10 protein-coding genes and 1 pseudogene are annotated in these 13,791 nt (G+C 39.1%); 10 read left to right on the forward strand and 1 reads right to left on the reverse strand.

Annotation, left to right across the window (positions count from 1 at the left end):
* The first annotated feature begins 2 nt into the window (after positions 1-2).
* From MHH51_RS06150 to MHH51_RS06190, 9 genes are all read left to right on the forward strand, one after another.
* Complete coding sequence (locus tag MHH51_RS06150) at positions 3-1,115, forward strand: endospore germination permease (protein ID WP_147212186.1); 1,113 nt, start codon at positions 3-5, stop codon at positions 1,113-1,115.
* Complete coding sequence (locus MHH51_RS06155) at positions 1,112-2,260, forward strand: Ger(x)C family spore germination protein (protein WP_339285017.1); 1,149 nt, start codon at positions 1,112-1,114, stop codon at positions 2,258-2,260. Before MHH51_RS06150 ends, MHH51_RS06155 begins: the two co-directional genes overlap by 4 nt.
* Positions 2,261-2,280: 20 nt before the next feature.
* Positions 2,281-2,466, forward strand: coding sequence for a hypothetical protein (locus MHH51_RS06160; RefSeq protein WP_246145250.1), 186 nt, complete (start codon positions 2,281-2,283; stop codon positions 2,464-2,466).
* Between the two features lie 15 nt (positions 2,467-2,481).
* The gene (locus tag MHH51_RS06165; RefSeq protein ID WP_339285020.1) at positions 2,482-3,912 is read left to right on the forward strand and encodes an FMN-binding glutamate synthase family protein; all 1,431 of its coding nucleotides are present in this window, start codon (positions 2,482-2,484) and stop codon (positions 3,910-3,912) included.
* Positions 3,913-4,418: 506 nt separating this feature from the next.
* Positions 4,419-5,870, forward strand: coding sequence for an ABC-F type ribosomal protection protein (gene abc-f, locus MHH51_RS06170; protein ID WP_339285022.1), 1,452 nt, complete (start codon positions 4,419-4,421; stop codon positions 5,868-5,870).
* Between the two features lie 143 nt (positions 5,871-6,013).
* On the forward strand, positions 6,014-6,460 hold the full coding sequence (locus MHH51_RS06175) for a hypothetical protein (RefSeq protein ID WP_339285023.1): 447 nt from the start codon (positions 6,014-6,016) through the stop codon (positions 6,458-6,460).
* Positions 6,461-6,519: 59 nt separating this feature from the next.
* Positions 6,520-7,113, forward strand: a complete 594-nt coding sequence (locus MHH51_RS06180) for an aminodeoxychorismate/anthranilate synthase component II (protein ID WP_156988088.1) — start codon at positions 6,520-6,522, stop codon at positions 7,111-7,113.
* Positions 7,103-8,839 carry an aminodeoxychorismate synthase component I gene (gene pabB, locus MHH51_RS06185; RefSeq protein ID WP_339285024.1) on the forward strand — a complete coding sequence of 579 codons (1,737 nt, stop codon included), beginning with the start codon at positions 7,103-7,105 and terminating at the stop codon, positions 8,837-8,839. Before MHH51_RS06180 ends, pabB begins: the two co-directional genes overlap by 11 nt.
* Before the next feature lie 491 nt (positions 8,840-9,330).
* On the forward strand, positions 9,331-10,521 hold the full coding sequence (locus MHH51_RS06190; protein ID WP_147212194.1) for an MFS transporter: 1,191 nt from the start codon (positions 9,331-9,333) through the stop codon (positions 10,519-10,521).
* Positions 10,522-10,649: 128 nt separating this feature from the next.
* Here the strand turns inward: MHH51_RS06190 and MHH51_RS06195 are convergent.
* Positions 10,650-12,198: pseudogene (locus MHH51_RS06195) on the reverse strand (BCCT family transporter).
* Positions 12,199-12,539: 341 nt separating this feature from the next.
* Here MHH51_RS06195 and MHH51_RS06200 point away from each other — a divergent pair.
* The gene (locus tag MHH51_RS06200; RefSeq protein WP_339285026.1) at positions 12,540-13,763 is read left to right on the forward strand and encodes a M20/M25/M40 family metallo-hydrolase; all 1,224 of its coding nucleotides are present in this window, start codon (positions 12,540-12,542) and stop codon (positions 13,761-13,763) included.
* The last annotated feature ends 28 nt before the right edge of the window (positions 13,764-13,791 follow it).

Genomic DNA, 13,791 nt, shown 5'->3' on the forward strand with positions numbered 1-13,791 from the left:
AGATGCGAACAGTAGGGTATGCCGACGGTAAAATATCAAACATAACTATATTAACAATTGTTCCCAGTATTGTTGTTGCTGTCGGGATATTGACTTACCCGCGTACGCTGGCCAGCCAGACAGAGGGCGCAGATGGTTGGATAACATTATTAATTGGAGGGGCAGTTTGTGCATGTTCTACTTTTCTGATTGCTAAAATTGCCTCTTTATTTCCTGGACAGTCTTTTTATACGTATACTTCTTCAATGCTGACGAAGCCGATTGCGATTCTGTTAAGTATGTTGTTTTTTTTATTATCAGTAACCATTGTCAGTTATGAGGCAGCTTTTATTGCTAATATATCTCATCATTATTTGTTTGAAAAAACCCCATCGGAAGCCATTAATCTCGTATTCTTATTTGTGGTTTTGTATGCTGTATGCGGAGAGCGTGTAGCAATTTTTCGGACTGGTTTTGGAATAATTATTTTGACTGCTGTTGCAACAATTGTTTTAGTTATTACGGCTCTTCCTTCTGCAGATTGGAACCGGATGCTCCCGGCCTTTACTACGGATTTCAAATCGTATTTAGGTGAACTGCCAAATAGCATTTTATCTTATTCTGGTGTTTTCGTCCTTTTCTTTTATATGAAGCTAACCAGAACACCATCGAAAAGTGTAAAGTCAGCAGTAATTGGTGCAATAGCCGTGACAGGATTTTATATCACTGTTTATCTAATGTGTATCGCCGTACTTGGAAATGTATCAACAGCTAATACTGTTTATCCGCTGGTTGAATTGGCGAATATGGTGCGATCTATAGGTTTTCTGGATAGAATTGAATCCTTATATTTCGTTATCTGGATTACTACTGTATTTATGACAACTGCCATTGCTTATGATATCAGTGTGTTAATCATTACAGATATTTTTCCGAAAGCAAATAAAATTTTTGTCGCTTTCAGTTTATTACCGTTTGTATACTTTATATCGCTTCTTCCAACCGATTATTATCAAGTGTCAGATTTAGGCACAATAATTGGGTATGCAGCTAAATGTTTAACTATAATCACCCTAGTTTTCTTATGGATAATGTACTGGGGAAAGGGCAGAAAAGGAAAGCGAGGTAAATCATGAGATATCTTTTTTTCTTATTTTGTGTTCCACTATTGTTAATATTGTCAGGGTGCTGGGACAGCTTGGAAATAGAGAATAGGGCTTTTGTGTCTGGAGTGGCAATTGATCCGGTTAAGGATAATGGTGATAAAAACTTAAAAATGATGACACAGGTTGTTATTCCAAACGGACTCGTTTCACTGCCAAATAACAGTAGTGGGGGAGAAAAAAGCTTTCGTAATGTCTCAAGTATTGGTAAAACTATTTTTGAAGTGAAATCGTCCATCGAGGAAAAAGAAGATGGAGATCTTGATAACAGTCATATTGAAATTGTAATTATTTCAGACGAGCTGGTAAAAAGTGAATATAAAATATCAGATATTATAGATGTGTTTATGCGGGAAAGCAGAATGAACCGGGATATTATTTTAGCAGTAGCCAACGGAAGCTCAGAGGAGCTGTTAAATATAGATCCAGAAAATGTAAAGCTTCCTTCTCAATACATTACAGAGCTCATTAAATCCAATTATAAATTAGCAGATTTAGAACCGGAAACTGCAGGAGATATGCAATATTTTTTTATTAAGAATAAAAGTTTTTACCTTCCTTATTTAGAAAATACGCCCTCAACAACTGGTATTCAGTTAGGTGGAGTAGCTGTTTTTGAAGGAGAGAACGGGAAAATGGTTGGCATACTAAAAGGAGATGAAATAACGGGATTAGCATTAACGCGCCCCAGTTTTAGTGAAACGCTTATAGTAGATCATAACGGACAAAAGGCATCGTTCACAATTCCTGATGGACGGACCGAAATAAAACTTCTTAATAGTGATCCCGAAAACCTCCACTTTCAATTTGATGTATTTTTGACTGGAGAGCTTGTAGAAGCTTCTCAAGGACTGGGTTTTATCAAGGAAGAGAATATAGAGAATTTGAAAAAGAAATTCAGGCTGGAAGCGGAAAAAGTGATGTCAAAGACAATATCGAAGTTGCAGAACGATTATGGTGTAGATATATTGGAATTTCATGAATTTTTGTTTAGAAAGCATCCTGATATCTGGAAGCAGGTAGAAGGCAATTGGGACAGCGGGAAAAATTATTTTTCCAATGTAGACGTAACATTGAATGTAGACGTGACTATACGTGAACCAGGAAATACGAATTGATACAGAGCAGGTGAAAAAGAATGATGTGGATGAATTTTATCGAAAATAGAATTTCTATACAGGCGATAATTGGCCTAATATTAGCTATTGTTGTCCCTATCACAATTTATTGGATTAACCGGAAGTATCATGAATCGACAGACCCTATATGGAAGAAAGAAAGAAGACAGAAGGTACAAAATGACAATCCAGAAAGTAAGGTGTAAAGGAGTGTACAGACGATGCTTGACATAATTATTCTTATTCTGCTGATTCTGTTTTTAGTAAGCTGGCTGCTGCTTTTTATCATGCGACGGCATCTGATAAAGAGGATGGTTAATAAATTTGGAAAAATTCTGATGGAGGACCGTTATCAGGAGAATATATTTGAAATGGTAACAGGCTTTAAACATATGGGATTCCAACGAACCTTTGAGATTAATCTGCGGGCAGAATCTGGAGATGTCCTGCATCGGCCGCTTGGATCTGCAAAAACATGGCCCGATTTTGAAAAGCTGACCTTTATACCGGCTCAAGTAGCTAAATTTCCAACGGAGTACACGGAGCAAATAGATATGAAAGTAACGATCGGTCCAAAAGCCAAGAAACCGATGAAATTAGATATCCCATTAATGATCAGCGGAATGGCATATGGCATTGCATTAAGTAAAGAAGTAAGACTGGCGCTGGTTGATGCGGTGAACCAGCTTGGTACTGCGCTTAATTCCGGTGAGGGCGGGGTAATGGAAGAAGAAATTGACGGCACAGATAATTATATACTGCAATTTTCGAAGACAAGCTGGTCGAAGGAAAAAGAGCTGATTAAGAAAGCTTCCATGATTGAAATAAAATTTGGACAGGGAGCTTTAATGAGTTCAGGCGTTGTTATACCGGCTGATGAGCTGCAGGGCGATATTCGGAAGGTATTAAATTTGGATGATGGAGAAGAAGCGATTATTCATAATCATTTCTTTGAGAATCAAACATTAGAGGATTTTAAAAATCTTGTCCAGGAGCTAAGAGATATGACAGACGGCGTTCCAATCGGAGCGAAGATTGGCGCAGGCGGCAAAATTGAAGAGGACATAGATGCTCTGTTAGAAATCGGTGTAGATTATATTGCTGTGGACGGAGCGCAGGCAGCAACACATGGAGCACCGCCGATCTTATCAGAGGATTTTGGAATCCCGACTATTCATGGCTTACAGCGTGCTCATCAGCATTTGCTAAAACGGAAGGCGAGAGAGGATGTCAGTCTGGTTATTTCAGGTGGTATGTTCAATGCAGGTCAATTTTTAAAAGCAATTGCATTAGGCGCTGATGCTGTTTATTTAGGATCCGTTGTCTTATTTACCCTGTCTCATAAGCAGGTTTTAAAGGCTGTTCCCTTTGAACCGCCTACGCAGGTTGTCTGGTATGACGGAAAATATAAGGATGATTTTAATAGACAGGAAGGGACGAAGGCTTTAGTTAATTTTATCAATGCTTCCACAAAAGAAATGGAAGAAGGTATCCGGATTATGGGGAAAACCGCCTTGTCAGAGGTGAAAAAGGATGACCTCGTTTCCTATGATGAAGCAGTTGCCCGCGATATTGGCGTTCCGTATAGTGCACATTCTTATGAAGAAGAGGCTGCTAAACAGAATAAACCAGGTCCGATGATTGAACTGTAAAAATACTTGTTTTATGGAAAAGAGAACCATTTGACGTATTCCTTCAAACTGTCTTATAATGAAAAAGTAAACTTAGAACGGAAGGGAAAATGTGCTTAGATGAGATTTCGATTCCTAGACTTGAACAACTAATTTGATAATATGTTCAAGCTCTGTCTGTGCTTTTTGCGCCTGCAGAGAAATAGGGGTCGTCTGTCTTTTTTCAGCTATTATAATAAAGGTATACATCAGGTATATCTTTTTCCTGAATGCAGTATGTGAAAAGGACAGCAGACCATTTGCTGTTCTTTTTTTCAATTTCAATACAGATATAACGAAAACTTCTATTTCTTAAAAGTGGGAAGCAGGGCATTCGTTCTGAAAAAAATAAAAGTGAGGGGAGATTTTTTATGCAGATGCTATTGTTCTTTTAATAGATACGGGCTTGTTATAAGAAAACACAAGCTCGTATCGATACAGTTTCAGGCTATCGATACGAGAAATTCAAAATCTCGGAGGTAGCAAAAATGCAAAACATTCAATTTGAAATAAAAGATGTAGAATTAACGTATTTAGACAGAGAAATCCTTTCCATCGACCGTTTAGCAATTCATTTTATGGACCGGATTGGAATTGTCGGTCCGAATGGATCAGGGAAAACAAGTCTGCTCCGTTTGCTGGCCGGTGAATTAGAACCGGCAAAAGGAAGAATTCACCGGCATGCGGACTTTGCTTATTTAAAGCAAATGGAAACACCTGGCGGAGAAGCAGCAGATCCAAAGGTTTTAGGAAAGCTTCAGGTGCCAGATTTAGAAGAAGGCATCAGTGGAGGAGAGCAGACCAAAATAAAAATTGCACAGCTCTTGGCAGATTATAACGAAGCATTGTTGATTGATGAACCAACAACGCATCTTGATCAGCAGGGAATACGATACTTGCGCAGAGAACTGGAAAATTATTACGGGACGCTTGTTTTAATCAGTCATGACCGTAAACTTCTGGATCAGCTGGTCACAACAATTTGGGAAATACGAGATGGAAAGATTCATGTTTATTCAGGGAACTATACCGATTATGAAGAGCAAAAAATATTAGAAGAACGTCAGCAGCAGGACGCACATGAACAATATCTGAAGGAAAAATCCCGTTTAGAAGCAGCAGCGCAGGATAAAATGCAAAAGGCTGCGAAAATGATGAAAGGTGAGAAAGCAAATGCCCGAAAAAAGCAGGGTGTAAATCGGATGTTTGCTACAAAGCCTAAGGATGTTTCACAAAAATCGATGCAAAAAAGTGCCAAAGCAATGGAGAAACGGCTGGAGCAAATGGAAAAGGTTGATGCTGTACAGCATGAACGGCCAATCACGTTTCATCGCTCTAAGGCGTTAGAGCTGCATCATTCCTTTCCCGTAATGGGAAATCAGCTGACCTTGAAGGCTGGTGAGAAGACTCTTTTAGAGAAAGTTCGTTTTCAATTTCCATTAGGCAAAAAAATTGCAATAACTGGAGCAAACGGTTCTGGAAAAAGCACCTTGCTTCAGGCGATTTATCATCGCCGGGAAGGGATGGAGATTTCTCCTAAAGTGGAATTTGGATTCTTTGAACAGCTTGCTTATCAGGAAAAGTCGAATGAAACGGTACTAAACAGTTTGAAGAAAACGACTGATTACGAGGAAGGCTTTTTACGCAGTGTTCTTCATTCTATGTATTTTAAAGGAAATGATATTTATAAAAAGCTTCGTTATTTAAGCGGCGGTGAGGCTATCCGGCTGCAGCTGTGCCGATTATTTCTCGGCTCCTATCATGTATTATTATTAGATGAACCAACGAACTTTTTGGATATCCAGACAACGAAAGCATTGGAATCTTTTTTTGAAGGGTATCCGGGAACGATTATTTTTGTTTCACATGATGCTGCCTTTGTCGAAAACGTAGCGGATCATGTTTACGAAATTAAAAATAACAATATAATTGAGAAGTAGAGAAGGGCGCAGGAGCAGCTATTTGCTCCTGCTCTTTTATTATCCAGTGTAAATTCAGTGACCTTCTTGATGGACAAAACGTTTCATTATATTAATAATGAAAACAGACAATTAATTAATAGCAGGAAAAGGTGGAAGTAAGCATGAAAAAAATACTTATTATTTCATTGCTGATTGCAGTGGGAGTGTTTTTCTTCGTCGGAAAATTTGAGGGAGACAATAAACTATTTGCACAGGTGTTACCTTCTAATATAAATGAAGCTAATGAAATTAAAGAAATTATGATATATGAAGTAAATCCAACAGGAAAACCAAAAGCAATTTCGCTGACTGAAAAAGATGATATTAATAAGGTATTAGAAGCTTCTGAATCGATGGAGCTCAAAAAAGGTGATGAATTTGTCAGCACGGGGTATCTGGTTCTTTTCCAGGGCTCCAAAGAAAGCTATACGATGACAGTTGACAAAGAGGGGAATCTTGATATGAATGATCATGAAGAACATTATGAGATTAAAGGAAAAAATGAATTACTTCATATTATTCAGGCGTTCAAGGACAAATGGGAGCCGATGGATGAGGAAGAGAGGTAAACTTCTCACTCTCAGCATGTTAAGAAGGATAAAATTTTACGGATAAGGCGGGCAGAAAAATGCTGTTAATGATTGATAACTATGATTCATTTACCTACAATATTGTACATTATCTGGAGAATTTAGGTGAGAAGGTTGTTGTGAAATATAATGATCAGCTGACCATAGAAGAAATTAACCAGTGGAAGCCTGAATCCATTATCCTGTCGCCGGGGCCTCATTCACCTCAGGAAGCCGGTATAACCTTAAAAGTCATTGATCAGTTTAAGAGTAAGATCCCTATTCTTGGTATTTGCCTTGGCCATCAGGCAATTGGACATGCCTTTGGTGCAGAAGTGATAAAAAATGCTCCTGTTCATGGGAAGCAATCTCGTATTCTGAACGATCAGAATGGTGTATTTTCACAGCTTCCTGAAAACTTTACTGTAACAAGATATCATTCCTTAAGCATTCAGCCGGATACGGTACCGGATACCCTTATTGTCACTGCAACAACAGAGGATGGAACAATAATGGGCATCCGTCATAAAACGTATCCAATTGAAGGAATCCAATTTCATCCTGAGTCTGTATGTACAGAACACGGCTATGCGCTGTTAAATAATTTCCTGATGCAATATAAAGGGGCAGGAGAGCTGCAAAATGATGGATAATACAAAAATGATTTTTGATTTTTCTTTTGAAGAGGAAGCAGGCGTACGTCGTATTTTTGAAAATCCGGCAGAAATTTTAATTGCAAATACACATGCCGAGGTCGGTCAAGTATTTGAACAAATGGAAATCTATCAGCAAAGGGGCTTTTATCTGGCTGGTTATATTTCCTATGAAGCTGCAGCTGCTTTCGATAAAAATCTTATGACACATAGAAAAGGCAGCCTGCCTCTTATCATTATGGGTGTTTTTAAGCGAATGGAGCTGGAAAGTGTGAAGCCGGCAGCCAATCGAGCTTATCCTCCTGTAAATTGGCAGATGACAACAGAGAAGCAGCAGTATCAGCAAAATATCAAATCCATAAAAGCTGCCATTGCTGAAGGAGATACATATCAGGTGAATTACACTGTCCGAATGAAGGCAGATAGACCAGTGGATGCGGATTTATTATATGAACAATTATCGGGTGCCCAGCAAGCAAATTACTGTGCACATTTACAAATTGGCAATTATCAAATTATATCAGCTTCCCCGGAACTGTTTTTTGAACGAAGAAAGCAGTCTATCCGCACTAAGCCGATGAAAGGGACTATAAAACGGGGACAGACACCAGAAGAAGATATCCAAAATAAAAGAATGCTTTCTGAATCAGAAAAGGATCGGGCAGAAAATTTAATGATTGTCGATCTGCTGCGGAATGATTTATCTAAAATTGCTGTACCGGGTTCTGTCCAGGTTCCAAAGCTGTTTGAAATCGAGGAATATCCTACCGTATATCAAATGACATCAACGGTTATGGCAGAATTAAAAGAAAGCCTCAGCAGCTTTGATATTTTTAAAGCATTATTTCCCTGCGGTTCTATCACCGGTGCTCCAAAGCAAAGTACAATGAGTATTATTAAACAGCTGGAGGATTTCCCTAGAGAGATTTACTGCGGAAGTATCGGTTTTATCACGCCAGACCAGGAATCATTGTTTAATGTTGCCATTCGGACTGCATGGATGAAGAATGGAAAAAAAGCTGTCTATGGGGTAGGCGGAGGTATTACATGGGATTCAGAGACAGAAGCAGAATATGAAGAAGCATGGGCAAAAGCAGCGATTTTAAAAGGAAGCGCATCTTCATTTCAGCTTTTAGAAACAATGAAATATGATGGAACACAGATTCACCGTCTGAGCAGGCATCTGGCCAGACTTGAGCGGGCAGCCAATCAGTTTCAGTATCCTTATTCGATTGGAAAAATAAAACAGCAGCTGAAGGAACAAATGAAAAAATATTCTGGAACACACCGCATCCGTCTGTTGTTGGAGCAAGACGGAAAGATAGATATAGCGTTCACAGCACTTTCAGAAGAATCAAATGCTGTGAGGCGAGTTAGTTTGGCATCATCTCCCATTAATCGTAAGGATATATTTTATTATTATAAAACAACCAATCGCCAGAATTATAATGACTTTCGCGAGCAGGACAGTACATCATTTGATGTTCTTTTATGGAATGAGGAAGAGCAGCTGACGGAGTTTACGATTGGTAACTTAGTCGTTAAACTGCACGGGGAATACTATACACCTCCGATTTCTTCTGGATTGCTTGCCGGAACTTACAGAGAAGAACTGCTGGAGTATGGAAAAATAAAAGAGAAAATCATCTGGAAGAAAGACATCCCATCCTTTGAAGAGGTGTGGCTGGTTAATAGTCTGCGCGGCTGGGTAAAAGTAGAATTTTAAGAGGATGTTCAAAAAGTCCAACAAAAATGACACGGCGATAAGAGGATCTTCTACTAAAAACGCCCACGTCGTGTGGACAACGCAGAAGTCACCACATCCTGTGGAAGTAGCTCGTCGCCTTGAACTTTCGACGCACAGGACGTGCTAGTGTCGGCGGTGTAACACGATGTTACGGTCTTAGCCGACTGGTCCTTTTCATCGTACTTTTTGAACACAAATTTTAATAAAAATTTTTCAGGAAAAGATTGCATGATTAACCGATGCAATCTTTTTTTATGCATCCTGAAATAATAGGAATATCGCCATGACAAAAGGCTTTTTTAGCTATTCGTTTATTAACATGCATTTTGTATGCAGGTGAAAATAATAATAAAAAAATAGGTATAAAAATTTTGAGCAAAAGTATATCTGAAATGAAAAAGTTATGATATGATGTATCAGATTCCTGAGGGAGGTTTTAAATGAAATTTATAGTTAAGGAGAAATGAATTATGAAAAAACAAAATATGACGCTGTCTATCTTGCTGATGAATTTGTTTATTGCATTTTTAGGTATTGGGCTGGTTATTCCAGTTTTACCTACTATTATGAACGAGATGAATTTATCCGGTTCCGTTGTAGGTTATTTGGTAGCAGCTTTTGCAGTTGCGCAGCTTGTTGTTTCACCGCTGTCTGGAAGATGGGTTGATGTGTTTGGACGTAAACGCATGATCGTTATCGGACTCTTAATTTTTAGTTTTAGTGAGTTTTTATTCGCTATTGGGAATACCGTAGAAATCTTATTTATTTCCAGAATCTTAGGTGGAGTGAGTGCTGCTTTTATAATGCCTGCAGTTACAGCATTTATTGCAGATATCACTACACTTGAGTCCAGACCGAAAGCGTTAGGATATATGTCAGCAGCGATTAATACAGGATTTATTATCGGTCCTGGACTTGGCGGATTACTGGCAGAAATAGGCCCAAGAATTCCATTTTTCGCAGCAGCAGGTTTAGCGTTATTTACTGCGATTCTATCAACGATTACATTACGCGAACCAGAAAGAAATCATGAGGAACAAAAAGAAGAAGTTGGAGCGAGAAAGCCCGGCTTGGGAAGAATTTTTGTTCCAATGTACTTTATCGCGTTCATTGTTATATTTATAACAGCATTCGGTTTATCTTCATTTGAATCGTTATTTTCTTTATTTGTGGATCATAAATTTGCATTTACGCCAAAGGATATTGCGATTATTATTACTGGAGGAGCAATTGTTGGAACAATTGCCCAAGTTGCTCTGTTTGGCAGATTGACAAATAAATGGGGAGAAATTCGTCTGATTCGTTATTGTCTGATTTTCTCTGCCATTCTTGTAACAACAATGACAGTTGTAGAAAGCTATGCAATGATTTTATTTGTAACAATTGTTGTTTTTATCGGTTTTGATTTATTAAGACCGGCTGTTACTTCTTATCTGTCCAGAGTAGCTGGAAATGAACAAGGATTCGTAGGCGGTATGAACTCCATGTTTACCAGTATCGGAAATGTATTTGGACCAATTGTCGGCGGGATTTTATTTGATATAAATTTAAACTACCCATATTATTTTGCAGCAATGGTACTCATGGCGGGTATTGCTGTGGCGATGGTCTGGAAAGAGCCTAAAGCTCAGGTCGAGCAGGCTGTAGAAGAATTAAAATAATTGCTAAAAAGAATAAATGGATAGAAGAAACGCACTTGTGAGGGCAGAAGCTCTGAAGCACAGGTGCGTTTTTGTTTTTCGTAAAATGTAAATAAAGTGAAGTTGCAGCCAGTTATATTGCAATAAAATTAACGATCAATATTATCAATATTATCAATTGTAATCGAGTTCGATTTTCTTGCATCTCTTTGCTTATTTAAATCTTCTGTAGAAGCCCGCATAAATGACCATGCCAGCAAGATCATAATAAAAATGACCGGGAAACCGGCAACAATACTGGCAGTTTGTAATGTCTCCAGTCCACCGATAAACATGAGCACCATGGGTAAAATCATTAACGTAAATGCCCAGAAAATTCGATGCCAGCGGAGCGGCTCGCCGCCGATAAGTCTTTTTTGAGCAACGGCTGCCAAAATATAGGAAGCAGAGTCAAAGGTTGTTGCCAGAAAAATAATTGCAAGCACCGTGAACATTGGAATAATAAACCAGGAAATCGGCAGCTGATCCAAAATAGCTATAATCGCAGCTGATGCGCCATACTCGTTCATAAAGCCAATAACATCAAATGATTGCGACAGCTGCAGATAAAGGCCATAGTTTCCTAAAATTCCAAAGAACAGTACACAGCCGAGTGTTCCATAAATTAATGTACCCAGCGTCATTTCTTTGATAGTTCTCCCCCGCGAGATTCTTGCAACAAAAAGCCCGACAAATGGGGCGTAGACGACCCACCAGGCCCAATAGAAGATTGTCCAGGTTTCAGGGAAATTCGTCGCTTCATATCCCGGTATAGAAGCAAGCGGCTCAAGCCAGGTAGCCATTGTAAAAATATTATTAACGATTCGGCCAAGACTTGTGAAAGTCATTTCACTGATAAATAAGGTTGGTCCAAAGATAAATACAAAAACTAATAGAAAAAGGAATCCCTCTGTTAATTCCAGAATAAGAGCTAGCTGCAAAAATGGCTGTACAAATGAGCATAATGATAGCCTGCATTCCCAGAGATACAGGAATTCCGGTGACATGATTAACTCCTTCTGCAATCATCGGAGTTCCTAATGCCAATGTTGTTCCTGCCCCGCCAAGCAAACCAAAAATAAATAAGACGTCAATTAAAGTACCAAGCGGCCCATCCGCATATTTTCCAATTACCGGTCTGGAGGCTTCGCTAATTTTAAGGATAGGCTTTTTCCGGACATAGTAAAAGTAAGCAATCGGCAGTGCAGGTAATGTATATAATGCCCATGCAATTGGCCCCCAGTGAAACATTCCATAACTCGCTGCCCAATTAATGGCTTCTTCGGATTCAGGCGTAATGCCAAATGGAGGTCCCTGATAATAGTACGCCCATTCGATCATTCCCCAATATAAAATACTGGATCCGATACCTGCTGAGAAAAGCATGGCGGCCCATGAAAATGTTCCGAACTCTTTTTTGGTATTTCTTGCACCAAGTTTGATATTACCGTTTTTACTAAAAGACACATACAGTAAAAAGATAAGAGCGCCCAGCCCTAATAATAAGTATAGAATACCAAAATTTCCTGTAATAAATTCATTTGCCTGATTAATGACAGCTGCGCCAGCTTCCGGAAATAAAGTTAAAGGAATAACAACACTAAACAGGATAACTAGTGCAAATATAAAAGTAGGCCAGTCAATTAAACGTTTATTCATTATTTCATCTCCCATCTATGTTGAAGCATGCTTTTAGCAGATAAAAAATGGTTGTTTAAAAAGCATAGTTATGTTTAAAGGGTGCCCTATTTATCAGATAAAAAACATTATTTAAGGCATTCAGCCCTGTATCTGAAGACAGTAAAGTACTCACTCCAGCAAGGCTGAATTTTTCACTGCTGTCTACAGATTTTTAAGTTATAAGTAAAAGCAGCATCATATCTGAACCTTTCTTAGGAGATTATAACTGTATCGTTTATACTGTAAATACGCTAAAATGGAGTTAGATAAGTTTTGTTCAATAAATTAAAAAGTATATGAAATTATTGGAGGAGAAGCTCATGACTATTTCAGAACAAATGAAAAAGATTCAAGCAGATGAAAATGTCCAAAAGGCATTGGAGCAAATTAAGGAAGAAGACAGTCTTACCATCGAGCAGCAGAAAATGCTGACAGAAATTCCTGCTCCACCCTTTAAGGAAGAGAAACGGGCGGAAGCATATAAAAAATTATTAGAAGATTATGATTTAGAAGATGTACATATGGACGAAGAGGGAAACGTCTTTGGAAAAAGAAGCGGAACAGGAGATGGACCGATACTGGTTGTTTCTGCACATCTGGATACCGTTTTTCCAGAAGGGACAGATACAACTGTCATAGAAAAAGAAGGCAAGCTTCATGCACCAGGTATCGGAGATGATACAAGAGGGTTAGCAGAGGTGTTAGCTGTTATCAGGGCATTGCAGGATTCCAATGTAAAAACAGTTGGTGATATTATTATCGGCGGAACAGTCGGTGAAGAAGGGGCCGGAGATCTGCGTGGGGTGAAGGCATATTTTAAAGAAAATAAAGCAGACGGCTATATTTCCGTTGACGGTTCTAATTTAGAGACGATGATATATTTGGGGACAGGCAGCTTCCGGTATCGTATTACTTTTCAAGGAAAAGGCGGGCACAGCTTTGGTGATTTTGGAACACCAAGTGCAACGCATGCCCTGGGCAGAGCAATTGCGGCAATCGCAGATTTGGAAACAAAGACAGATCCGAAAACAACCTTCTCCGTTGGACCAATTGAAGGCGGTTCATCTGTAAATGCAATTTCTGAGCAAGCATCGATGGAGGTCGATCTTCGTTCTAACTCTATGGAAGAATTAATAGAGCTTGATAAAAAATTCCTAGCCATTGTGGAAGAAGCATGTCAGAAGGAGAATGAGCGCTGGGGCAAAAACTCTATGACTGTAGAGGTTGAAAAATTTGGAAACCGTCCCCCGGCATCACAAAGTAAAGAGGCGCCTATTGTTCAAGCGCTTGCTGAAGCGATTAAAGGTGTAGGGAAGGAACCAGTATATGGCGAGCCAGTCAGTACAGATGCAAACTACCCGATGAGTTTAGGCATTCCTGCTGTGACTTCCGGTTTAGGTGGGAAAGCAGGCGGCACACATACGTTAAAAGAATGGTTCGATCCAGAGGATGCTTATCTTGCTGTCCAAAAGCACTTCTTATTTATTCTGAGTCTTGTCGGTGTGGATGGACTGACAACACCAATTCTTACAAAGGAAGCATAAAAGACACTCACCAGCTGCCTGTATAATC

The organism is Oceanobacillus sp. FSL K6-3682 (assembly GCF_037976165.1).
Lineage (GTDB): Bacteria > Bacillota > Bacilli > Bacillales > Amphibacillaceae > Oceanobacillus > Oceanobacillus sojae.